Here is a 24006-nt window from a genome sequence, read left to right as displayed (position 1 = left end):
CATGCACCAATCATTGCGACCGCCCAACCCCCGAACGGGGGTCATGTCGCGAAACGACAACTTGCCGACTGACACCGCTGCACGCCAAGATAGGCGCAGCATTCAGGAACCCCAGCATGAAATTTTGCAGCCAGTGCGGCAACCCGGTGACCCAGCGCATTCCCGAAGGCGACTCGCGGCTGCGATTCGTCTGCGACAGCTGTCAGACGATTCACTACCAGAACCCCAATATCGTGGCCGGTTGTGTACCGACCTGGGGCACCAAGGTCCTGCTGTGTCGCCGCGCCATCGAGCCACGCCTCGGTTACTGGACCCTGCCTGCCGGTTTCATGGAGAACGGCGAGACCATCGAACAGGCCGCCATCCGCGAAACCGCCGAGGAAGCCTGCGCCCGGGTGCGCAACCTGAGCATCTACACCCTGATCGACGTGCCGCACATCAGTCAGGTGCATGTGTTTTTCCGCGCCGAGCTGGCGGATCTGGACTTCGCCGCCGGACCCGAAAGCCTGGAAGTGCAATTGTTCGACGAGAAAGACATTCCCTGGGACGAGCTGGCTTTCCGCACGGTGGGCCGTACTCTGGAATGCTTCTTCGCTGACCGGCGCGTCGAGGTCTATCCGGTTCGCTCCGAATCGATCCCGCCGCTCGCTCAACCGGCCATCACTTGATTTCGGCGGCGGCCGGCCGATAACCGGCTAACGCAGCCCGCGACAGCGCCTGCACACTATCTATAAATAAAGTATCTGCTTCATTTCCGGGGAATCGTTTCAATGCGCTGGTTGCTTGCCCTGTTCTGCCTGTCATTCGTCACCGCCTCCCAAGCGTCATTCGTGACCACCGTGACGCCTTCGAACACCCCATTCATCGAAAAAGTACTGGTGCTCAAATCGGCTCATCAACTGCAGCTCATAGCCGACGGCAAGCCACTCAAGAGCTATCGTATTTCCTTGGGCAAAGGGGCGAAAAAAGGCCCGAAACTGATTGAAGGCGACAAACGCACACCGGAAGGTTTCTATTGGATCGACTGGCGCAAGACCAGTGACAAATTCAACCTGTCGATGCACATCTCCTACCCGAACATCAGCGACTCCGCCCGCGCACGGCGCGAAGGCGTCGAGCCTGGCGGAATGATCATGATCCATGGCACACCCGACTCCGAGGACACCCCGGAACAACTGTTCCACACCCTCGACTGGACCGACGGCTGCATCGCCATGCGCAACATCGACATGCGCGAAGTCTGGAACCTGGTGCCGGATGGCACGATGATCGAAATCCGCCCCTGATTCTTTCACCAGGGTGCCAGCTCTCTGCGGGCCGCGATGCGGCCCTTTCTCCTGACCATTGGTCGCCCGTAAAAAATAAATTCAAAAGATCGCAGCCTGCGGCCAGGCCTGAACGGTGATACCACTTTCACCCGCCAGAACGGCCGCAGACTGCGATCTTTTGCGTTTTACAGTCCACCTCTAATACCACTTGAAACCACCCACCTTGAAACCCTCGAACCCATAGGCCTACAGGCATTTCCGACGCGTTGACATGGTATGCAAGTGGTATTAGTTTTCGCCCGACAACCGAGCGACAACAATCCTACATCAGCGCCGGAAATGCCTTACATGAACGACCTCCACGCCCTACGCCCCGACGACTCCCAGCCGACGCCGCTATACCTGCAACTGGCGCGCAACCTGGAAGCGGCGATCCATGCCGGCCAGTGGAAAGCCGAACAGGCGATGCCGTCGGAGCGCAATCTCAGCGAACTGCTGGGGATTTCCCGAGTGACCGCGCGCAAGGCATTGGAAGTCCTGCTCGACCAAGGTTTGATCCGCCGCCTGCAAGGTTCCGGCACCTTCATCACCCCACGCCTGGAACAACCGCTGTCACGCTTGTCGGGTTTCAGCGAAATGCTGCGCCTCAAGGGCTTCGTACCCAGCTCGCAATGGCTGGAACGGGAAATCACCCTGCCCACCCACGAAGAACTGATCCGCCTCGGCCTGTCACCGAACGACAAGGTTGCTCGCATGAAACGCCTGCGCAAAGCCGACGACACCGTGATGGCCATCGAGATGAGCACCCTGCCCGCCTCGATCATGCCCAAGCCACAGGTGGTGGGCGATTCCCTCTATGAACACCTCGACAGCATCGGCAAACCGATCGTGCGCGCCTTGCAACACATCCAGGCCATCAACGCCTCGGATGAGTTCGCCGCACTGGTCGGCATCGCCCCCGGCACCGCGATGCTGCTGATGACCCGGGTCGGCTACCTGGAAGACAACACGCCGATCGAAGTCACCGACACCTATTGCCGCAACGACTACTACGACTTTGTTGCAGAGCTTCGCCGCTGATCAGCAGCCAGGCCAAACGAGAGAAGCGAAATGTCTGAAGACAACATCCTCACCGCTGGCGGCTGGATTCGCGGCCGGCTGATCCACGAACACGGCAGAGTCGTGTCGATCGAAGGCGAGCCTTGCGATCCGGCGACCAATGACTTGCCGTATCTGCTGCCGGGTTTCATCGACCTGCACGTCCACGGCGGTGGCGGCAAGGACATCATGGAGGGCGCCAGCGCCTTCGAGACCATCACCAAGACCCACGTGCGCTTCGGCACCACCTCGCTGCTGGCCACCACGATGACCGCGCCGAGTGCCGAGATTTCCAGCGTGCTCAAGGAAGTCGGCGAGTTCTGTGAACAGCGCCCGAAAGGCTCCGCCCGAGTCCTCGGCGTTCACCTCGAAGGCCCGTACATCAATCCCGGCAAACTCGGCGCCCAGCCGAACTTCGCCCACACCGCGTTGATGGCCGAAGTCGAAGACTATCTGGCGCTAGCACCGATCCGCGTGATCACCATCGCCCCGGAAATCGCCGGCCATGACGGCTTGATTCGTGAACTCAGCAGCCGTGGCATCCGCATGCAGATCGGCCACACCCTCGGCAGTTACGAGGAAGGCGTCGCCGCCCTCGAAGCCGGCGCCACCAGTTTCACCCACTTGTACAACGCCATGAGCCCGCTGCATCACCGCGAGCCGGGCATCGTCGGCGCCGCCCTCGCCCACGCCACATTCGCCGAGCTGATTCCGGATTTGCTGCACGTGCACCCCGGCGCGATCCGCGTGGCCCTGCGTTCGATTCCGTGCCTGTACTGCGTGACCGACTCGACCGCCGCCGCCGGCATGCCCGACGGCGAGTACAAGCTCGGCAGCCACACCGTCACCAAATGCCTGGGCGGCGTGCGCCTGCCCGACGGCACGCTGGCCGGCAGCACCCTGACCATGGATCAGGCCCTGCGCAATCTGGTGAAAATCGGTCTGCCGATCGCCGAGGCCTCACAGCGTCTTTCGCAATTCCCCGCCGACTACCTCGGCATCACCGAACGCGGGCGCCTTGCACCTGGCGCCTGGGCCGACTGCGTGCGGCTGGATCGCTCACTCACACTGACCGCCGTCATGGTCGAAGGAGAAGACATTGACTTCAAAAATGCTTGAGGAGGCGCTGTCCTCGTTCGAGGCCGTGCAAGCCCAACTGCAGCAGCTCGACCCGCCAATGATCGAGATCGCCGGGCGCCTGCGCCGTCAGCCGCCGCAAGTGGCAATGACCGTCGCCCGAGGCAGCTCCGACCATGCGGCGAGCTACTTCGCCTACCTGACCATGCAGCAACTGGGGGTTCCGGTGGCGTCGCTGCCGATGTCGGTGGTGACCATGCAACAGGCGCCGTTGAAGGTCAGCGGTCAGGTTGCGTTCGCGTTTTCCCAATCGGGGCAGAGCCCGGATCTGGTCAACAGCCTGCGCCTGTTGCGCAAGCGTGGCGCGCTCAGTGTGTCGATGGTCAACGCCGCCGATTCGCCGCTGGAGGCTGCGTGCGAATTCAGCCTGCCATTGCTGGCCGGCACCGAAAGCAGTGTCGCCGCGACCAAGAGTTTCATCGCCACCCTCAGCGCCAGCGCCCGTCTGATCGCGCACTGGAAAGAAGACGCCGAATTGCTGGAGGCGCACAACGCCCTGCCCGAAGGCCTGCGCGAAGCCGCGCAACAGGACTGGAGCCTGGCCATCGACGCCCTGCGCGATTGCGAGCGGTTGATGGTGATCGGCCGTGGCGCCGGTTTCGCCATCGCCCAGGAAGCCGCGCTGAAATTCAAGGAAACCTCGGCGATCCAGGCCGAAGCCTTCAGCAGCGCCGAAGTCCGTCACGGCCCGATGGCCCTGATCGACGAACACTACCCATTGCTGGTGTTCGCCCCGCGCGGCGCCGAACAGGCCGGTCTGCTGAGCCTGGCAGCCGAGATGCGTCAGCGCGGCGCCCGCGTGCTGCTGGCCGCACCGGATGACGTCAGCGAGCGCGACCTGACCCTCAGCCGTGCGGAGCACCCGGCCCTCGATCCGATCCTGGCGATCCAGAGTTTCTACGTGATGGCGGCCGGTCTGGCCGTGGCCCGTGGCATGGACCCGGATCAGCCGCGACACCTGAGCAAAGTCACCCGTACGCACTGAGTCCGAACCGAACGTTTTCCTGATGAGACCGAGCCATGCACAACAACAATAAAGAGCTGACTTTAAGCGCCCCGCTCAGCGGCCCGGTGCTCACGCTCGCCAACGTTCCGGACGCGGTGTTCGCCAGCGGCGCGATGGGCGACGGCATTGCCATCGATCCGCTGAACGACACCCTGTATTCGCCCTGCGCCGGGGTGGTGATCCACGTCGCCCGCACCGGCCATGCGCTGACCGTGCGCGCCGACAACGGCGCCGAGCTGTTGCTGCACCTTGGTCTGGACACGGTGGAGTTGCAGGGCGAAGGCTTCTCGATGCTGGTCAAGGAAGGCGCGCGGGTCAGCAATGGCCAGCCGCTGCTGCGCTATGACCTGGACAAGGTCGGCCGCCAGTGCAAAAGCCTGGTCAGCCTGCTGATCCTGACCAACAGCCAGGATTTCCAGGCGCGCCCCATCACCCTGAAAAAGGTGAAGGTCGGCGAGCCGCTGCTGCACATCATCGCTCGTCACAGCACAGCGGCGAATGCAGAAGAACTCGGCGGCCCGGAAGTTCTCGGTCACGTGCAGGTTGCCCATCGCGGCGGTCTGCATGCGCGCCCGGCGGCGTTGATCCGCCAGACCGCGCAAGGGTTCAAGAGCCAATCGCAGCTGCATTTCGCCGGCAAGTCGGCATCGTGCAACAGCCTCATCGGCTTGATGGGCCTGGCGATTGGCGAGCAGGACGAAGTGCAAGTCAGTTGCCAGGGCCCGGACGCACAGGCTGCGCTGCAAGCCTTGCTCACTGCGCTGGCCACCGCACTGCCCGAAGACCATCATGCCGCCGCACCGGTTGCCGCCGCTCCACGCAATCGCTCGGCCGAGGCTGGCGTGTTGCACGGCGTGTGCGCCGCGCCGGGACTGGTGGGCGGGCCGCTGTTTCGTCTGAACGCGATCAGCCTGCCGGCCGACACCGGCAATCACCAGCCCGAGCATCAACTACAGATTCTCGACACCGCGCTGAATCAGGTTCGCAACGAAATCGACGGCACCCTCGTCCAGGCGAAAAAACAGCGCAATGCCGACGAGGAAGCGATCTTCGCCGCGCACCTGGCCTTGCTGGAAGACCCGGCCTTGCTCGACGCCGCCCAGCAATCGATTGAAACCGGCACGGCGGCGACCCACGCCTGGAGCCAGTCCATCGATGCGCAATGCCAAGTGCTGCAAAACACCGGCAGCCCACTGCTGGCCGAGCGCGCCAACGATCTGCGCGACCTCAGGCAACGAGTGCTGCGCGCCCTGCTCGGCGAAGCCTGGCATTACGACGTGCCGACCGGCGCCATCGTCGCCGCTCACGAACTGACGCCTTCGGACCTGCTGCAACTGAGCGCGCAAGGCGTCGCAGGTTTGTGCATGGCCGAAGGTGGCGCGACTTCCCACGTGGCGATTCTGGCTCGGGGCAAAGGCCTGCCGTGCGTGGTCGCACTGGGCTCGGCGCTGCTCGATCAAGCGCAAGGCCTGTCGGTGGTCCTCGACGCCGACGGCGGTCGCCTCGAGCTGACGCCGAATGCCGAGCGTCTGGCCGAAGTGCAGCAGGCGCAAATCGACCGTCAACAACGGCGCGACGCCCAGCAGGCCCAGGCCCATCTGCCGGCCGAAACCCGCAACGGCGTATCCATCGAAGTGGTCGCCAACGTCGCCTCCAGCCATGAAGCGGCCGATGCGTTTGCCAATGGCGCCGATGGCGTCGGCCTGTTGCGCACCGAATTTCTGTTCGTCGACCGCCAGACTGCGCCGGACGTCGAAGAGCAACGCGCTGCCTATCAAGCGGTGATCGATGCCATGGGCGACAAGTCGGTGATCATCCGCACTATCGACGTCGGCGGCGACAAGCAACTCGACTACCTGCCACTGCCAGTGGAAGCCAACCCGGTGCTCGGCCTGCGCGGCATTCGCCTGGCCCAGGCCCGCCCGGAAATCCTCGATCAGCAACTGCGTGCGCTGCTGCAAGTCAGCCCGTTGCAGCGTTGCCGGATCCTGCTGCCGATGGTCACCGAGGTCGACGAATTGCTGCACATCCGCCAACGGGTAGATGCGCTGTGTCTGGAACTGGGCATCAATCAACGTCCGGAAATCGGCGTGATGATCGAAGTCCCGGCCGCCGCCCTGCAAGCCGAGCAACTGGCCGAGCACGCCGACTTCCTGTCCATCGGCACCAACGACCTGTCGCAATACACCCTGGCCATGGACCGCGACCACGCCGGCCTTGCCGCGCGGGTCGATGCCTTGCACCCGGCGTTGCTGCGCCTGATCGCCATGACCTGCGAAGGCGCGGCGGTGCATAAACGCTGGGTGGGCGTGTGCGGCGCCCTCGCCTCGGATCCGCTGGCGACGCCGGTACTGATCGGCCTGGGCGTGACCGAACTGTCGGTGAGCCCGGTACAGATCGGCGAAATCAAGGACCGCGTGCGCCAGCTGCACGAAGCCGAATGCCAACGCCTCGCCCGGGACTTGCTCAAGCTGAGCAGCGCCGCCGCGGTGCGTCATGCCTGTCATCAACATTGGCCTCTGCGCTAACAAAAACAACAAGGACAAACGCCATGTACCAACTCTTCATCGAAGGCCTGCAACGCCTCGGCCGCGCGCTGATGCTGCCGATCGCGATCCTGCCGATCGCCGGCCTGCTGCTGCGCCTGGGCGACACTGACCTGCTGAACATCGCGATCATCCACGACGCCGGCCAGGTGATCTTCGCCAACCTGGCAATGATCTTCGCCATCGGCATCGCGGTCGGCTTCGCCCGTGACAACAACGGCACCGCCGGCCTCGCCGGAGTGATCGGCTACCTGGTGATGATCTCCACCCTCAAGGTGCTCGACGCCAGCATCAACATGGGCATGCTCGCCGGGATCGTCAGCGGCCTGATGGCCGGCGCGCTGTACAACCGCTTCAAGGACATCAAGCTGCCGGAGTACCTCGCCTTCTTCGGTGGTCGGCGTTTTGTGCCGATCGTCACCGGGTTCGCGGCGGTCGGTCTGGGCGTGGTGTTCGGCTACATCTGGCCGCCGATCCAGCAAGGCATCAACAGCTTCGGCAGCCTGATGATGGAAAGCGGCAGCTTCGGCGCCTTCGTCTTCGGCGTGTTCAACCGCCTGCTGATCGTCACCGGCCTGCACCATATCCTCAACAACATGGCGTGGTTCGTATTCGGCAACTTCACCGACCCGACCACCGGTGCTCTGGTCACTGGCGATCTGTCGCGTTACTTCGCCGGCGATCCCAAGGGCGGCCAGTTCATGACCGGCATGTTCCCGATGATGATCTTCGGCCTGCCGGCCGCGTGCCTGGCGATGTACCGCAACGCCCTGCCGGAACGCCGTAAGGTCATGGGCGGGATCTTCCTGTCGATGGCCCTGACTTCTTTCCTGACCGGGGTGACCGAGCCCATCGAATTTGCCTTCATGTTTCTGGCGCCGCTGCTGTATCTGCTGCATGCGTTGCTGACCGGGTTGTCGATGGCGATCACCAATGCGCTGAACATTCATCTGGGCTTCACCTTCTCCGGCGGTTTCATCGACATGGTGCTGGGCTGGGGACGCTCCACCAACGGCTGGCTGGTGGTGCCGGTGGGACTGGTTTATGCCGTCATCTATTACGCGGTGTTCGACTTCTGTATCCGCCGTTTCAATCTGAAAACGCCGGGACGTGAAGACGTGACCGCTGCCGAGAAATCCGTGCTGACAGAAAACGAGCGCGCCGCTGCGTACATCAAAGCCTTGGGAGGTGCCGAGAATCTGGTCACCGTCGGCGCGTGCACCACGCGGCTGCGACTGGAAATGGTCGATCGCAACAAAGCCTCCGATGCCGATTTGAAAGCACTGGGTGCAATGGCCGTGGTACGTCCGGGCAAGGGCGGCAGTCTGCAGGTGGTCGTCGGGCCGATGGCCGACAGCATTGCCGACGAAATCCGCCTGGCAATGCCCGCATTGGGCCGAGCCGCAGCGACTGCTCCTGTCGCCGTCGTCGAAACCAGCGAGCCCGTTGCTATAGCCGCACCGCAGGCCCAGCAATGGCTGAGCGCCCTGGGCGGCAGCGACAACGTGCTGCAACTCGACTGCATCGCCATGAGCCGGATCCGCCTGCAACTGGCCGATGGCAAAGCGCTGTCGGAAAGCCGATTGAAAGAACTTGGATGTCTGGGTGTGAGCGCGCTGGAAGATGGCGTATGGCACTTGCTGGTGGGGGATCGGGCGCAGAGCCTGAGTGCGGCGTTGGAGGGGTTGGTTAATCGGAGTGAGGTGAGTGCAAAAGTCTGATGGTCGCCATCCAGTTTTGACTTTAAGCGATTACAAACAAGAGACCCGGCCCAGGCCGGGTTTCCTGTTTCATTTGAAGCAACCACCGCAGGACCGGAGCTTCCGAGGGGCAAGCTAAAACCAAATGGGAAGATTCGGTAAAACCCACACATCTTTAAACATTCGAAAATGGAACGCGGAGCGTCCCAGGCTGCATTCCCACGCGGAGCGTGGGAACGATCAAGCAGTACAAAGTTACCTTCTGCTTCCTGCTTCCTGCTTCCGCTTCTGCTTTCGCTCCCCACCACTCAACACGATGAGCGTTAGCTCGAGTAAGGCTTTGACGTGCCGGCCCCATCGGAAGGCTGAGTGGAGGGATTCATCCGGGGGTGGGAGCGCAGCGACCGTGCGGCGCAGCCGCATGCATCGAGAGGAGGTGCAGCGAAGCAAACCGTAGGCGATGCCCCCGGATGAATCCCGGAACGAAGGAACACCGAGCCAAAGCGAGGTGCCGAACGCCGGGGCCCAGCGTTTTTGGTTACTTTTTTCTGGGCCGGCATTCCGGGCGTTTGAAAAAAGTGACTCGCCGTAAGGGCGAAACCGCCAGTGGCAACACCCGAAGCAACGGATATTCACTCAATCCCAAAAACCAAAAAACCCGCTGAAATCACTCTCAGCGGGTTTCCCGTATCAGCAGCCAAGGAAGATCAAAAATCCTCCAACCGCCAAACCTCATAAGCCGGCGTCTCGTAGGGATGGCTCAACTTAAGAGCCGCCACTACCGAGCGAATCAACTCATCGCAAACGACAAGCTCAACCTTCCACTCCTCGACCCGCTCAACCCGCCCCGCCTCACCAATGAACGGCTGACTCCCGTCCAGAGGCCGAAACTGACCCGTACCAAGCACCTGCCACGCACAGTGGTCATAGTCGCCAATCCGCCCACCACCGGCAGCGAATACAGCGTCCTTGACCACCTCGACATGACTGTCAGGAACAAAAAACCCGAGCTTGTACACAGCGCTTAGTTCACCCACACGCGAGCGTTACGGAACATACGCATCCAGGGTGCGTCTTCGTTCCAGTCTTCCGAACGCCACGAGTTCTGCACGGCACGGAACACACGCTCCGGGTGCGGCATCATGATCGTCACGCGACCGTCGCGGCTGGTGAGGCCGGTTATCCCGCGCGGCGAACCGTTCGGGTTGGCAGGGTAAGCTTCGGTGACCTTGCCGTGGTTGTCGACGAAACGCATCGCCACACAACCCGACAAATCGGCTTCGAGCAGTGCCTCTTCGCTTTCGAATTCGGCATGGCCTTCACCGTGAGCGATGGCGATCGGCATGCGCGAACCGGCCATGCCCTGCAGGAAGATCGAGTTCGATTCCTGAACCTGAACCATCGCCACGCGCGCTTCGAACTGCTCGGAGCGGTTGCGCACGAAGTGCGGCCAGAACTCGCTGCCCGGGATCAGCTCGTGCAGGTTGGACATCATCTGGCAACCGTTGCACACGCCGAGGGTGAAGCTGTCGTTACGTTCGAAGAAGCCCTGGAACGCATCGCGGGCACGGCTGTTGAACAGTGCGGACTTGGCCCAGCCCTCACCGGCGCCGAGAACGTCGCCGTAGGAGAAACCACCGCAGGCCACCAGACCCTTGAACTCGTTCAGGTCGACGCGGCCGGCCAGAATGTCGCTCATGTGCACGTCGATCGCGTTGAAACCGGCGCGGTCGAACGCCGCCGCCATTTCCACCTGACCGTTGACGCCCTGCTCACGCAGTACCGCAACCTGTGGGCGGATGCCTTTCTTGATGTAAGGCGCGGCGATGTCCTGGTTGACGTCGTAGCTCAGCTTGACGCTCAGGCCCGGGTTGTCTTCTTCCAGCAGCGCATCGAACTCTTGCTCGGCGCAGTCGGCGTTGTCGCGCAGACGCTGGATCTGGTAGCTGGTCTCGGCCCACTGACGTTGCAGCAGACGACGCTGGCCTTCGAACACGGTGTCACCGTTGAAGGTGATGTTGATCTGGCCATTGTTGATCGGCTGACCGATCACGGAAACGCAGTCGCCCAGACCGGCAGCGCTGAATTGGGCGAGGATGTCCGGGGTCGCGTCCTGGCGAACCTGGATCACGGCACCCAGTTCTTCGTTGAACAGGATGGCGGCGATTTCAGCGGAGCTTTCGGCAACGCTGTCCAGGTTGAGGCTCAGACCACAGTGACCGGCGAAGGCCATTTCCACCACGGAGGTCAGCAGACCACCGTCGGAACGGTCGTGGTAAGCCAGCAGGTGACCGTCGGCGTTGAGGCCCTGGATCACGGCGAAGAACGCTTTCAGGTCTTCGGCGTCGTCGACGTCCGGAGCCTGCTTGCCGAGCTTGCCGTGAACCTGCGCCAGGATCGAGGCGCCCATGCGGTTCTGGCCGCGACCGAGGTCGATCAGGATCAGGTCGGTGGTGCCCTTGTCCATGCGCAGTTCCGGAGTCAGGGTCTGACGGATGTCAGCCACTGGCGCGAAACCGGTCACGATCAGGGACATCGGCGAGGTGACGGTCTTGTCTTCGCCGTTGTCGTTCCAGCGGGTGGCCATGGACATCGAGTCCTTGCCCACCGGAATGGTCAGGCCCAGCTCAGGGCACAGTTCCATGCCGACCGCTTTCACGGTGTCGTACAGACGCGCGTCTTCGCCCGGGTGGCCGGCAGCGGACATCCAGTTCGCCGACAGTTTGATGTCGGAGAGCTTGTTGATGCGCGAGGCGGCAATGTTGGTCAGGGTTTCGCCGATGGCCATGCGGCCCGACGCCGGCGCATCCAGCAGCGCCAGCGGAGTGCGCTCGCCCATCGCCATCGCTTCACCGGTGTAGACGTCGAAACTGGTGGCGGTGACGGCCACGTCGGCCACCGGAACCTGCCAAGGGCCGACCATCTGGTCACGGGCCACGAGGCCGGTGATGGTGCGGTCGCCGATGGTGATCAGGAAGCTTTTGCTTGCCACGGCCGGGTGGTGCAGAACGCGCTCGATGCTTTCGCCGATGTCGAGGTTCGACGGATCGAAGTCATCGCCCAGCTCGGCTTCGCGAACCACCGAACGGTGCATGCGCGGCGCCTTGCCCAGCAACACTTCCAGTGGCATGTCCACCGGGTTGTTGCCGAAGTGGCTGTCGGTCACGGTCAGTTGCGGCTCGGCGGTGGCTTCACCGACAACGGCAAACGGGCAACGCTCACGTTCGCAGATCGCCTTGAAGCGCTCGAAGTCGGCCGGGCCGACCGCCAGAACGTAACGTTCCTGGGATTCGTTGGACCAGATTTCGTGCGGGGCCATGCCCGGTTCGTCGTTTGGAATGTTGCGCAGTTCGAAACGGCCACCACGGTCGCCGTCGTTGACCAGTTCCGGGAAGGCGTTGGACAGACCGCCCGCACCCACGTCGTGGATGAAGCTGATCGGGTTCTTGTCACCCAGCTGCCAGCAACGGTCGATGACTTCCTGGCAGCGACGTTCCATTTCAGGGTTTTCACGCTGAACCGAAGCGAAGTCCAGATCCGCCGAGCTGGTGCCGGTGGCCATGGAGGAAGCAGCGCCGCCGCCCAGGCCGATCAGCATCGCCGGGCCGCCGAGCACGATCAGCTTGGAGCCGACAACGATCTCGCCTTTCTTGACGTGTTCTTCACGGATGTTGCCCATGCCGCCAGCCAGCATGATCGGCTTGTGGTAACCGCGAACCTCGTCACCGTGCGGGGTGGTGATCGACTGTTCGAAGGTACGGAAGTAGCCGGTCAGGGCCGGACGACCGAATTCGTTGTTGAACGCAGCGCCGCCCAGCGGGCCTTCGATCATGATGTCCAGCGCGTTGACGATGCGCTCAGGCTTGCCGTACGGCACTTCCCATGGCTGTTCGAAGCCTGGGATCTGCAGGTTCGACACGGTGAAACCGGTCAGGCCGGCCTTCGGCTTGGCGCCACGGCCGGTTGCACCTTCGTCGCGGATCTCGCCACCGGAACCGGTGGACGCGCCCGGGAACGGAGCGATCGCAGTCGGGTGGTTGTGGGTTTCGACCTTCATCAGGATGTGCACCGGCTCCTGCACCGCGCCGTACTGGCGGGTTTCCGGATCCGGGAAGAAGCGGCCGGCGACGTTGCCGACGATCACCGAGGCGTTGTCCTTGTAAGCGGACAGCACGCCTTCGCTGTGCATCTGATAGGTGTTCTTGATCATGCCGAACAGGCTTTTTTCCTGGCTCTCGCCGTCAATATCCCAACTGGCGTTGAAGATCTTGTGGCGGCAGTGCTCGGAGTTGGCCTGGGCGAACATCATCAGTTCGATGTCGTGCGGGTTGCGCTTGAGACCGTTGAAGGCGTTGACCAGGTAGTCGATCTCGTCTTCGGCCAGGGCCAGGCCCAGTTCGACGTTGGCCTTCTCCAGCGCGGCGCGACCACCGCCGAGGATGTCGATGGCGGTCAGCGGCTTCGGTTCGGCGTGGCTGAACAGACCGGCGGCCTGCTCGAGGTTGGCCAGAACGATCTGGGTCATGCGGTCATGCAGTACGTCTGCAATCTGCTGCGCTTCGGTTTCGCTGAACTGGCCGGCGACGTAGAACGCGATGCCGCGCTCCAGGCGCTGGATCTTGCTCAGGCCGCAGTTGCGGGCGATGTCGCTGGCCTTGCTCGACCATGGCGAGATGGTGCCGAAACGCGGCAACACCAGGAACAGACGACCGGTCGGCTCTTGAACCGGAACGCTTGGACCGTACTTCAGAAGGCGCGCAAGCACCTGCTGTTCGTCGCCGGTCAGGACGCCGGTGACTTCGGCGAAGTGAGCGAATTCAGCATACAGGCCACTGACAGCTGGAACCTTCTGGCTCAGTTGCTCAAGGAGTTTGCTGTGGCGAAAGGCAGAAAGGGCAGGAGCGCCGCGCAGGATCAACATCTTCGGGACAGCCTCGGGAAGGGGTGTGCTTTGAGGCCGTGCATTCTAGCCTAAACCGCCCTCAACATCACCCGAAACGCTACGCACGGTTGCACCCGGATGTCGAGTGGTGTTCCTGCCTTGAGGGTCAAATTTATCGGGTGTTGCAAGGCGGGTTATTTTTTCTGTCACAAAATGCCTTTCGGGCCCGTTTCTGCGGGGTTTCGCGCGGTTTTGTGATGCCTAGCAGACAACCCCTCGACTGTCGAGATATGGCGCCCGTTGTCCTTTGCGTATACTGCGCACATGTTTTCCCCAACGGCTTTGCGTCCGCGATACGCCAAATGGCTGATCGCTACCGGACTCTTCCTGATGCTCAGTGGCTGTGTTGATAAACCCAACACACTCGAGCGCGTAAAGGAGGATGGCGTGCTGCGGGTGGTCACCCGAAACAGCCCCGCCACCTACTTTCAGGATCGCAGCGGTGAAACCGGCTTCGAATACGAGCTGGTGAAGCGCTTTGCCGACGATTTGGGGGTCGAGCTGAAGATCGAAACCGCCGACAACCTCGACGATCTGTTCAATCAGGTCGGCAAGCCGAACGGTCCGGTACTGGCGGCCGCCGGCCTGGTCAGCAGCGAACAGCGCAAGAAGCAGGTGCGCTTCTCCCGCTCCTACCTCGAAGTCACCCCGCAGATCATCTATCGCAACGGCCAGTCACGCCCTACCGACGCCGGCGATCTGGTGGGCAAGAAGATCATGGTGCTCAAGGGCAGCACCCACGCCGAACAACTGGCGGAGCTGAAACAGAAATATCCTGGCATCCAGTACGAAGAGTCCGACGCCGTTGAAGTGGTCGACCTGCTGCGCATGGTCGATGAAGGTCAGATCGACCTGACCCTGGTCGATTCCAACGAAGTGGCGATGAACCAGGTGTACTTCACCAACATCCGCGTGGCCTTCGACCTCGGCGACGCGCGCAGCCAGAGCTGGGCCGTGGCCGCCGGCGAAGACAACAGCCTGCTCAACGAGATCAACAGTTATCTGGACAAGGTGCAGAAGAACGGCACCCTGCAACGCCTGAAGGACCGTTATTACGGCCACGTCGACGTCCTCGGCTATATGGGCGCCACCACCTTCGCCCAACATTTGCAGCAGCGGCTGCCCAAATACGAACAGCACTTCAAGGCCTACGCCAAGAAAGAGAAAGTCGACTGGCGCCTGCTGGCGGCGATCGGTTATCAGGAATCGCTGTGGCAACCGGCGGTCACCTCGAAGACCGGCGTGCGCGGGCTGATGATGCTGACCCAGAACACTGCCCAGGCCATGGGCGTGTCCAACCGCCTCGATCCGAAGCAGAGCATTATGGGCGGCGCCAAGTACCTGGCCTACATGAAGGATCAGCTCGACGAGTCGATCCAGGAACCGGATCGCACCTGGTTTGCCCTGGCGGCCTACAACGTCGGCAGCGGTCATCTGGATGACGCGCGCAAACTGGCGGCCAAGGAAGGGTTGAACCCGGACAAGTGGCTGGATGTGAAAAAGATCCTGCCGCGCCTGTCGCAGAAGCAGTGGTACAGCAAGACCCGCTACGGCTATGCCCGGGGCGGCGAACCGGTGCATTTCGTGGCGAACATCCGTCGCTACTACGACATCCTGACCTGGGTGACCCAGCCGCAGCTTGAAGGCGATCAGGTGGCCGAGGGCAACCTGCATGTGCCGGGGATCGACAAGTCGAAACCCGCTCAAGAGCCCGCCCCGTTGTAACAAACACCCCAAAATAAATGTGGGAGCGAGCCCGCTCGCGAAGGCGTCGTGTCAGCCGTCATCATCGTTGACTGATACAACGCTTTCGCGAGCAGGCTCGCTCCCACAGTTTTTTTTGTTGAGGCTTAGTGTTTGGCGGCGGCCAGGATCAGCGCTTTCATTTCAGAGACAGCAGACTTGAAGCCTACGAACAACGCGTGCGCCACCAGCGCATGACCGATGTTCAGCTCGTTGATGCCCTTGATCGCGGCAACCGCCTCGACGTTGTGATAGTGCAGGCCATGGCCGGCATTGACGATCAGGCCCTGGGCCAGACCGAAGGCCACGCCGTCCGCCACACGCTTGAGCTCTTCAGCCACTTCGGTCGGCGTTTCGGCATCCGCGTAACGCCCGGTGTGCAGCTCGATGGCCGGTGCGCCGACGCGCTTCGACGCAGCGATCTGCCGCTCGTCGGCGTCGATGAACAGCGATACCTCGCTGCCGATCTTCGACAGACGCTCGACCGCCGCCCTGATCCGCTCTTCCTGCCCTGCCACATCCAGACCGCCTTCGGTGGTCAACTCCTGACGAGTCTCCGGGACCAGACAGATGTGCGCCGGACGGATGCGCTCGGCGAACGCCATCATCTCTTCGGTGACGCCCATTTCGAAGTTCATGCGGGTTTGCAGCACATCCTTGAGCAGCAGCACGTCGCGCTCCTGAATGTGCCGACGGTCTTCGCGCAGGTGCACGGTGATGCCGTCAGCGCCCGCCTCTTCCGCGTCCAGCGCTGCCTTGACCGGATCCGGATAGCGCGTGCCCCGGGCCTGACGCAGGGTGGCGACGTGGTCGATGTTCACGCCAAGAAGAATGCGATTGCTGGTGGTCACGGATGCGCTCCTGAATGGAAAGATTCGGCGCACAGCATACGGCGAGATCAGGGCTTGCGAAACAGCTCGCGACTGACGAGAGGACGACCGCCCAGATGCACGGCCAAAGCTTGGCGCATCAAGCGCTTGGCGGCGGACAGCGCGCCCGGTGCCGACCAGTCGGCTTCGGCCATGGCCAGCAGTTCGGTGCCGTTGAACAGGCCGGGTTGCAGCAGATAGACCCGTTCGAGCCCGGCATCCACCTGCAAACGGTATAGGCCATCCGCAGCGATGGGTTCGTCGTTGATGTCGGTGTTCAGGGAGAAGCCGTAACCGAGGTCGTCGAGCAGCCGCCATTCGAAAGAACGCAGCAGCGGCTCCAGCGGCCGGCCTTCGGCCAATGCCAGCAAGGTCGCCGCGTAATGATCGAATACTGCCGGGTGTGGGTCTTCGGCGGGCAACAGGCGAATCAACAGTTCGTTGAGATACAGGCCGCTGAACAGCGCCTCGCCGACCATCCACGTGGCGTTGCCGACACTCTCCATGCGCCCGACGTTCTTCAACTCACCCTTGCCGCGAAACTCCACTTCCAGCGGCACGAACGGCCGCGCCAATGTCCCGGCCTTGCCCCGTGCACTGCGCAACACCGCCCGCAGCCGACCTTGTGGCGTGAGGAAGTCCACCAAGGCGCTGGTTTCGCGGTAGGCGCGGGAGTGGAGGACGTAGGCGGGTTGGGCGGGAGGCGGGCTTTGCGACATTGAGTTCTCGATGACGAAACGCAGTTTTACACACAAACCCAAAACTAATGTGGGAGCGAGCCTGCTCGCGATGAGGGTGTATCAGACAACAAGGATGTCGACTGAAATACCGCTATCGCGAGCAGGCTCGCTCCCACAGTGGGTATCGGTGTTCTCGGGATCAGCGCTTACAGGTCGCCGTAACCCAACGAACGCAGCGCACGCTCGTCGTCGGACCAGCCGCCCTTCACCTTGACCCACAGGTTGAGCATGATCTTGGAGTCGAACAGCAGCTCCATGTCCTTGCGCGCCTCGGTGCCGATGCGCTTGATGCGCTCGCCCTTGTCGCCAATGATGATTTTCTTCTGGCCGTCACGCTCGACGAGGATCAGCGCATGAATGTGCAGCGTCGCCCCCTGCTGCTTGAACTCTTCGATTTCCACAGTGATCTGGTACGGCAGCTCGGCGCCGAGCTGGCGCATGATTTTCTCGCGGACCAGTTCGGCGGCGAGGAAACGGCTGCTGCGGTCGGTGATCTGGTCTTCCGGGAAGAAGTGATCGTTCTCCGGCAGATGGTCGGCGATGACCTTTTCCAGCGCGTCGAGGTTGTGCCCGTGTTGCGCCGAGATCGGAATGATCTGCGCATTCGGCAGCTGTTCCTGCAACCACGACAGGTGCGGCATCAGCTCGGCCTTGTCTTCGATGCGGTCGGTCTTGTTCAGTGCGACGATCAGCGGGCCGGTCACGTACTGCACGCGCTCGAGCACCATCTGGTCTTCGTCGGTCCACTTGGTGCGGTCAACGACGAAAATCACCACATCGACGTCTTTCAACGCGGCCGAAGCAGTCTTGTTCATGTAACGGTTCAGGGCCTTTTCGCCACCCTTGTGCATGCCGGGAGTGTCGACGTAGATCGCCTGCACGTCGCCTTCGGTCTTGATCCCGAGCATGTTGTGGCGAGTGGTCTGCGGCTTGCGCGAGGTGATCGCGAGCTTCTGGCCGAGGATGTGGTTCAGCAGCGTGGACTTGCCCACGTTGGGACGGCCGACGATGGCAACATAGCCACAGCGCGTTGCGTTTGTATCAGTCATTGCCATTCTCCACACCCAGGGCAATCAGTGCTGCGGCGGCCGCTACCTGTTCGGCAATACGACGGCTCACACCCTGACCCCGGCTTTTTTCATTCAATAGGACAACTTCGCACTCGACGAAGAAAGTACGGCAGTGCGGCTCGCCCTGGATATCCACCACTTCATAACGCGGCAATTCGCAGCCGCGCGATTGCAGGAATTCCTGCAGGCGGGTCTTCGGATCCTTGTTGGTGTCGACCAGCGTCAGGCCTTCGAACTCGCCGGCCAGCCAGGCCAGTACACGTTCGCGGGCGACTTCCATGCCGGCGTCGAGGTAGATCGCACCGATCAGCGCTTCAAGGGCGTCGGCCAGAATCGACTCGCGACGGAAACCGCCGCTCTTCAACTCGCCGGACCCCAGACGCAGGTAATCGCCCAGATCGAAACCGCGGGCCAGCACCGCCAGCGTCTCACCTTTCACCAGTCGTGCGCGCAAACGCGACAACTGGCCTTCGCGCGCCAGCGGGAAACGGTCGAACAAGGCTTCGCCGGCAACAAAATTGAGGATCGCATCGCCGAGGAATTCCAGACGCTCGTTGTTGCGTCCGGCAAAGCTGCGGTGCGTAAGGGCCAGGACCATCAGTTCCTGGTCCTTGAAGGTGTAACCGAGCTGACGCTCGAGACGGCTTAGAGAAACGCTCACGGTTTACCCACGCTGAGTTCGTGGCTGGATTCCACTGCCATCGCCGGGATACGGCGCAGGCCTGGGACAATTAACGCTGTGTTCAAAAATGACGTCCTGAATATCGTGGCTTCATGCCCCGGAGCCGGTTGTGCCGACGCCAGAAATGCATTCGGCGCTGTGGTCAACAGCGCCGTGTTTGTTTACTTGATCAGGCCGACCCGCGAGAAGTTCGGCAGGTGGCTGAGTTTCGGTTCCGGCCAGCTCATCCAGACCGCGAAGGCTTTGCCGACGATGTTCTGGTCGGGAACCATGCCCAGCAGATCCTTGGGAATGTTCGGATCATCCCAGTAGCGACTGTCGTTCGAATTGTCGCGGTTGTCGCCCATCATGAAGTAGTGACCGGCCGGCACGGTCCAGCTATGGTCCGGCGTGGCGCGGTAGCGGCTCATTTCCTTGCGGATCAGGTGCTCGGCGGCGCCGAGTTTTTCCTTGTAGAGTTCCGCGCTGCCCAACGTACCCGGCTCGGAGCCGACCAGTTGCTCGGCAATCGACTCGCCGTTGACGAACAGGCGCTTGTCGGCGGTGTACCGCACGGTATCGCCCGGCAGGCCGACCACACGCTTGATGTAATTGACGTTCGGGTCGCTCGGGTAGCGGAACACCATCACATCGCCGCGCTGTGGGTCACCGACTTCGATGATCTTCTTGTCGATCACCGGCAAACGGATCCCGTAGGAAAACTTGTTCACCAGAATGAAGTCGCCGACGTCCAGGGTCGGTTTCATCGAGCCGGACGGAATCTGGAACGGTTCCACCAGGAACGAACGCAGCACCAGCACGATGAACAGCACCGGGAAGAACGACTTGCCATATTCGACCAGCAGCGGTTCCTTGTTCAGCTTCTCGACCACCACCACATCAGGCTGGCTGACGCTGCCCTGATAGGAGGCGATGGCGGCACGCCGACGCGGTGCCAGGATCAACAGATCGAGCAACGCCAACAGACCGCAGACGAACACGGCAATGACCAGCAACAGCGGGAAATTTAGTGACATAGGACCTGACTATTCCAACCTGAGCACGGCGAGGAAGGCTTCTTGCGGGATTTCCACGTTGCCGACCTGTTTCATGCGTTTCTTACCGGCCTTCTGCTTCTCAAGCAGTTTTTTCTTACGGCTGACGTCGCCGCCGTAGCACTTGGCCAATACGTTCTTTCTGAGTGCCTTGACGGTTGTCCGGGCGACGATCTGACCGCCAATGGCAGCCTGGATGGCCACGTCGAACATCTGACGAGGAATCAGCTCTTTCATCTTCTCGGTCAACTGGCGACCTTTGAAGTGCGAATTGTCACGGTGCACGATCAACGCCAGAGCGTCGACCTTGTCGCCGTTGATCAGCACGTCCAGTTTCACCAGATTAGCCGATTGGTAACGATCGAAATGGTAGTCCAGCGAAGCATAGCCGCGGCTGGTGGATTTCAGACGATCGAAGAAGTCCAGCACCACTTCGTTCATCGGCAGGTCGTAGGTCACTTGCACCTGATTGCCGAGGAACAGCATGTCGACCTGCACACCGCGTTTCTCGATGCACAGAGTGATGACGTTGCCCAGATGCTCCTGCGGCACCAGAATGTTGGCGCGCACGATCGGCTCGCGCATATCTTCGATCGACGAGACGTCCGGCAGCTTCGACGGGTTGTCGACGTAAATCGTTTCACCGGTTTTCAGCACCAGTTCGAAGATTACGGTTGGCGCCGTGGTGATCAGGTCCAGGTCGTATTCGCGCTCCAGGCGCTCCTGGATGATTTCCATGTGCAGCATGCCGAGGAAGCCGCAACGGAAGCCGAAGCCCAGCGCGTCGGAGCTTTCCGGGGTGTATTGCAGCGACGAGTCGTTCAGGGTCAGTTTCTGCAGCGCTTCGCGGAAGTCCTCGAAGTCGTCGGAACTGACCGGGAACAGACCGGCGTAAACCTGCGGCTGGATGCGTTTGAAACCTGGCAGCACCGGAACGTCCGGGGTGGAGCTCAGGGTCAGGGTGTCACCGACCGGCGCACCGTGAATGTCCTTGATGCTGGCGATGATGAAGCCCACTTCGCCGGCCTTCAGGTCAGCGGTGGCGGTGTGTTTCGGGTTGAACACACCCACGCTGTCGACCAGATGCACCTTGCCGGTGGACTTGACGAGAATCTTGTCGCCCTTCTTCACGCGGCCATGACGCACGCGCACCAGGGAGACAACGCCCAGGTAGTTGTCGAACCAGGAGTCGATGATCAACGCTTGCAGCGGATCTTCGATGTTGCCGGTCGGCGCAGGAATGGTGGCGACCAGACGCTCGAGCACTTCGTCGACACCCAGGCCGGTCTTGGCGCTGCAGGTGACGGCGTCGGTGGCGTCGATGCCGATGATCTTCTCGATCTCGTCCTTGACGCGATCGGGCTCGGCCTGTGGCAGGTCGATCTTGTTCAGGACCGGCATGACCTCGAGGCCCTGCTCGATGGCGGTGTAGCAGTTGGCCACGGACTGGGCTTCCACGCCCTGCCCCGCATCGACCACCAGCAGCGCACCTTCACAGGCCGCCAGGGAACGGCTGACTTCGTAGGTGAAGTCGACGTGGCCCGGGGTGTCAATGAAGTTCAGCTGATAGGTGACGCCGTCTTTGGCCTTGTAATAGAGGGTAACGCTGTGGGCCTTGATGGTGATCCCGCGTTCGCGCTCCAGATCCATGGAATCCAGTACCTGGGCTTCCATTTCACGCTCGGCCAGGCCACCGCACATCTGGATGAAACGGTCAGCCAGCGTCGACTTGCCATGGTCAATGTGGGCGATGATGGAGAAATTGCGGATATGACTCAAATCACTCACGGATCAACACTCAAAAAGGCTGCAGGCTTGGCCCGCCGAAAAATAGCCGGGAATTGTACCTGATACACGGCGCAAGCGTCACGTTCGCCTGTCACCCGGATTGCATGCAAAAACGCCCCGGTCTGGCGACCGAGGCGTTTTCAAGGCTAAAGCGTGGGTGAAACCTTGTTCATCAACCGGCTCGGCGCAACAGCCAGACACCTGCCAGCGCACACACGCCAGCCGGCACCAGCACCGCGAACAGCGGCGAGAAGCCGAACACCAGACTGGACGGGCCCAGCAGATCCTGGACGATGCGGAAGGTGAAGCCCACCAGCACACCGGTGAACACCCGCTGACCGAGGGTCACCGAACGCAGCGGGCCGAAGATGAAGGAGATTGCCATCAGCACCAGCGCGGCGGTCACCAGCGGCTGCAACACCTTGACCCAAAATGCCAGCCAGTAACGACCGTTGCTCAAGCCCTGATCAGCCAAATAGTGGATGTAACCCCACAGACCGGTAATCGACAGCGATTCCGGCGCCATCACCACGGTGCTCAGCAGTTGCGGGCTCAGGGAAACGTCCCAGCGCTCGACCGGCGTATTGACCACTTCGGTGCTGCGCTCGTGGAATTTGGTGGTGGTCACGTCGGTGAGCTGCCAGTGATCGGTGTCGAACTCGGCGCGCTTGGCGAAGCTCGAGCTGAGCAGATGACGCTCCTTGTCGAAGTGATAGCGGGTCACGCCGTACAGACGACCGTTGGGTTGCACGGAGTTGATGTGAATGAATTCGTCACCCTGGCGGTGCCACATGCCGTGCTTGGCGCTTTGCGCGTCGCCGCTGCCTTGCGCCAGCGAACGGTTGGCCTGGGCCATGCTTTCGGTGGCCGGCGCCACGTATTCGCCGATCAGCACACCGGCCAGCATCAGCACCAGCATCGGCTTCATCACCGCCCAGACGATACGCCCGATGGACACACCGGCGGCGCGCATGACGGTCAGCTCGCTGCTGCTCGCCAGACTGCCGAGACCGATCAGGCAGCCGATCAGCGCCGCCATCGGCAGCATGTCGTAGAGCCGACGCGGCGCGGTCAGGAGCACGAAGCTCAGAACGTCGACCAGGGTGTAGGTGTCACTGACGTCGCCCATCTCGTCGATGAACGCAAACAAGGTGGCCAGGCCGAGAATGATCGCCAGCACTGCGATGATCGCCATGAACACACTGCTGCCGATGTAGCGGTCGAGTTTAACCACGGGCCACCTCCAGCGCTGCGCTGCGACGGCTGGCCAGCTTCAGGCGCAGAGGTTCCCAGTACAGCAGGCCGAGACCGATGACCAGGAAGATCGCATGCACCCACCACAAGCCGAGCGCCGGTGGAATCTTGCCTTTCTCGAGGGCGCCGCGGGCGGCAATCAGGATGGTCAGGTAAGCCATATAAAGAAGAATCGCCGGCAGCAGCTTGAGGAAACGCCCCTGACGCGGGTTGACCCGCGACAGCGGCACCGCCATCAGGGTCACGATGAACACTAGCAACGGCAGCGACAGACGCCATTGCAGTTCGGTTTTCGAGCGGATGTCGTCGCTGCCCAGCAAAGACGAGGTCGGCATGGCGTCACGGTCGGTGACTTCCTCGCTGACATCCGGCTTGGGCAGCAGCACGCCGTAGGTTTCGTAGTGGATGGCGCGATAGTTGGCCTGACCCGGGCTGCCGTCGTAGCGGTAGCCGTTGTCGAGAATCAGGTAGCGGTTGCCGTCGGGACGCACTTCCTGACGACCCTTTTCCGCCACCAGCACGGAAATCCCGCGATCTTTCTGGTTGGCGCCGAGGTTCTTCTGCGAAATGAACACGCTGCCAAGGTTGACCCGATCGTCGCTCAGGGTTTCGGTGTAGGTCACCCGCGTACCGTCGCGCAGGGCCTGGAAGCGGCCTGGCTCGAGGGTGTCGAATTCGGTCAGGGCGTCCTGCTTGTTCAGCAGCAGCTGGAACTGGTTGGCGCCTTGCGGGGCCAGGCTCAGGCTCAGCCACGCAACCACCAGTGCCACCAGGGTGGCCGGGAACAGGGTCATGCGAAACAGCCGTTGCTGACTCATGCCGGTGGCCGAGAGCACGGTCATTTCGCTTTCCAGATACAGCCGGCCGTAGGCCAGCAGAATCCCGAGGAACAACCCCAGCGGCAGGATCAATTGCATGAAGCCCGGCAGACGGTAGCCCATGATCAGGAACAGCGATCCCGGATCGAGCTGGCCCGCGGCGGCCTGGGCAAGGTATTTGATGAAGCGACCGCTCATGATGATGACCAGCAGCACGGCACTTACCGCACTCAGGGTCAACAGGACTTCGCGGGACAGATAACGGAAGACGATCAAACCAGACACTCCAGGGTTGTCAGGCTAAGGCGGCC

The 24006-nt window shown here is 61.9% G+C and carries 18 protein-coding genes; 8 read left to right on the top strand and 10 right to left on the bottom strand.

The annotated features are described in order from the left end of the window. Positions 1-116 precede the first annotated feature (116 nt). The 7 genes from ACM6JM_RS16880 (at position 117) to nagE (ending at position 8776) form a co-directional block, all read left to right on the top strand. Entirely contained in the window at positions 117-668 is a 552-nt protein-coding gene (locus ACM6JM_RS16880; protein ID WP_039769534.1) for an NUDIX hydrolase, read from the top strand. Positions 669-770: 102 nt separating this feature from the next. Then, on the top strand, positions 771-1286 hold the full coding sequence (locus tag ACM6JM_RS16875) for a L,D-transpeptidase family protein (protein ID WP_039769532.1): 516 nt from the start codon (positions 771-773) through the stop codon (positions 1284-1286). A gap of 330 nt (positions 1287-1616) precedes the next feature. Then, positions 1617-2348, top strand: coding sequence for a GntR family transcriptional regulator (locus ACM6JM_RS16870; protein ID WP_039769530.1), 732 nt, complete (start codon positions 1617-1619; stop codon positions 2346-2348). Between the two features lie 30 nt (positions 2349-2378). Continuing rightward, positions 2379-3485, top strand: coding sequence for an N-acetylglucosamine-6-phosphate deacetylase (gene nagA / locus ACM6JM_RS16865; RefSeq protein WP_414882239.1), 1107 nt, complete (start codon positions 2379-2381; stop codon positions 3483-3485). Then, a complete protein-coding gene (locus ACM6JM_RS16860; RefSeq protein WP_134334043.1) occupies positions 3466-4488 on the top strand; it encodes an SIS domain-containing protein in 1023 nt (340 codons plus the stop codon). Before nagA ends, ACM6JM_RS16860 begins: the two co-directional genes overlap by 20 nt. 35 nt (positions 4489-4523) lie before the next feature. After that, complete coding sequence (gene ptsP / locus ACM6JM_RS16855; protein ID WP_414882238.1) at positions 4524-7037, top strand: phosphoenolpyruvate--protein phosphotransferase; 2514 nt, start codon at positions 4524-4526, stop codon at positions 7035-7037. A gap of 23 nt (positions 7038-7060) precedes the next feature. Next, on the top strand, positions 7061-8776 hold the full coding sequence (gene nagE / locus ACM6JM_RS16850) for an N-acetylglucosamine-specific PTS transporter subunit IIBC (RefSeq protein ID WP_414882237.1): 1716 nt from the start codon (positions 7061-7063) through the stop codon (positions 8774-8776). A gap of 686 nt (positions 8777-9462) precedes the next feature. On the opposite strand, the gene ACM6JM_RS16845 is transcribed toward nagE, so the two are convergent. Next, positions 9463-9774 (bottom strand): NGG1p interacting factor NIF3, encoded by a 312-nt coding sequence (locus tag ACM6JM_RS16845; protein WP_414882236.1) that lies wholly within the window; start codon positions 9772-9774, stop codon positions 9463-9465. A gap of 5 nt (positions 9775-9779) precedes the next feature. Then, the gene (purL, locus tag ACM6JM_RS16840; protein WP_074691210.1) at positions 9780-13676 is read right to left on the bottom strand and encodes a phosphoribosylformylglycinamidine synthase; all 3897 of its coding nucleotides are present in this window, start codon (positions 13674-13676) and stop codon (positions 9780-9782) included. Positions 13677-13961: 285 nt separating this feature from the next. Here purL and mltF point away from each other — a divergent pair, with 285 nt between their 5' ends. After that, positions 13962-15422: a membrane-bound lytic murein transglycosylase MltF gene (gene mltF / locus ACM6JM_RS16835; protein WP_011332593.1), complete on the top strand. Its 1461-nt coding sequence runs from the start codon at positions 13962-13964 to the stop codon at positions 15420-15422. A 125-nt stretch (positions 15423-15547) separates the two neighbouring features. Here the strand turns inward: mltF and pdxJ are convergent, their stop codons facing one another. The 8 genes from pdxJ to lptF form a co-directional block, all read right to left on the bottom strand. Further along, complete coding sequence (pdxJ, locus tag ACM6JM_RS16830) at positions 15548-16291, bottom strand: pyridoxine 5'-phosphate synthase (protein ID WP_064382428.1); 744 nt, start codon at positions 16289-16291, stop codon at positions 15548-15550. A gap of 47 nt (positions 16292-16338) precedes the next feature. Further along, complete coding sequence (gene recO, locus ACM6JM_RS16825) at positions 16339-17028, bottom strand: DNA repair protein RecO (protein WP_039769514.1); 690 nt, start codon at positions 17026-17028, stop codon at positions 16339-16341. A gap of 167 nt (positions 17029-17195) precedes the next feature. Continuing rightward, positions 17196-18098: a GTPase Era gene (gene era, locus ACM6JM_RS16820; RefSeq protein WP_007957369.1), complete on the bottom strand. Its 903-nt coding sequence runs from the start codon at positions 18096-18098 to the stop codon at positions 17196-17198. Beyond that, entirely contained in the window at positions 18091-18780 is a 690-nt protein-coding gene (gene rnc, locus ACM6JM_RS16815) for a ribonuclease III (RefSeq protein WP_011332589.1), read from the bottom strand. Before rnc ends, era begins: the two co-directional genes overlap by 8 nt. A 182-nt stretch (positions 18781-18962) precedes the next feature. Then, complete coding sequence (gene lepB, locus ACM6JM_RS16810; RefSeq protein WP_074691207.1) at positions 18963-19817, bottom strand: signal peptidase I; 855 nt, start codon at positions 19815-19817, stop codon at positions 18963-18965. A gap of 9 nt (positions 19818-19826) precedes the next feature. Then, positions 19827-21623: a translation elongation factor 4 gene (lepA, locus tag ACM6JM_RS16805; protein ID WP_039769508.1), complete on the bottom strand. Its 1797-nt coding sequence runs from the start codon at positions 21621-21623 to the stop codon at positions 19827-19829. Between the two features lie 172 nt (positions 21624-21795). Further along, entirely contained in the window at positions 21796-22857 is a 1062-nt protein-coding gene (gene lptG, locus ACM6JM_RS16800) for an LPS export ABC transporter permease LptG (protein WP_074691203.1), read from the bottom strand. Next, positions 22850-23971 (bottom strand): LPS export ABC transporter permease LptF, encoded by a 1122-nt coding sequence (lptF, locus tag ACM6JM_RS16795; RefSeq protein WP_039769504.1) that lies wholly within the window; start codon positions 23969-23971, stop codon positions 22850-22852. The genes lptG and lptF overlap by 8 nt, the downstream gene beginning before the upstream one ends. Positions 23972-24006 lie beyond the last annotated feature (35 nt).

This window comes from Pseudomonas sp. IT-P2 (genome assembly GCF_949767575.1).
GTDB lineage: Bacteria > Pseudomonadota > Gammaproteobacteria > Pseudomonadales > Pseudomonadaceae > Aquipseudomonas > Aquipseudomonas pharyngis.
Note: the sequence above shows the minus strand (reverse complement) of the source record. Positions and strands in the feature narration are given on the sequence as shown.

Coding starts and splice junctions, on each gene's coding strand:
- ACM6JM_RS16880 (WP_039769534.1), top strand. CDS start 117: ATGAAATTTTGCAGCCAGTGCGGCAACCCGGTGACCCAGCGCATTCCC.
- ACM6JM_RS16875 (WP_039769532.1), top strand. CDS start 771: ATGCGCTGGTTGCTTGCCCTGTTCTGCCTGTCATTCGTCACCGCCTCC.
- ACM6JM_RS16870 (WP_039769530.1), top strand. CDS start 1,617: ATGAACGACCTCCACGCCCTACGCCCCGACGACTCCCAGCCGACGCCG.
- nagA (WP_414882239.1), top strand. CDS start 2,379: ATGTCTGAAGACAACATCCTCACCGCTGGCGGCTGGATTCGCGGCCGG.
- ptsP (WP_414882238.1), top strand. CDS start 4,524: ATGCACAACAACAATAAAGAGCTGACTTTAAGCGCCCCGCTCAGCGGC.
- nagE (WP_414882237.1), top strand. CDS start 7,061: ATGTACCAACTCTTCATCGAAGGCCTGCAACGCCTCGGCCGCGCGCTG.
- purL (WP_074691210.1), bottom strand. CDS start 13,676: ATGTTGATCCTGCGCGGCGCTCCTGCCCTTTCTGCCTTTCGCCACAGC.
- mltF (WP_011332593.1), top strand. CDS start 13,962: ATGTTTTCCCCAACGGCTTTGCGTCCGCGATACGCCAAATGGCTGATC.
- recO (WP_039769514.1), bottom strand. CDS start 17,028: ATGTCGCAAAGCCCGCCTCCCGCCCAACCCGCCTACGTCCTCCACTCC.
- era (WP_007957369.1), bottom strand. CDS start 18,098: ATGACTGATACAAACGCAACGCGCTGTGGCTATGTTGCCATCGTCGGC.
- lepB (WP_074691207.1), bottom strand. CDS start 19,817: ATGTCACTAAATTTCCCGCTGTTGCTGGTCATTGCCGTGTTCGTCTGC.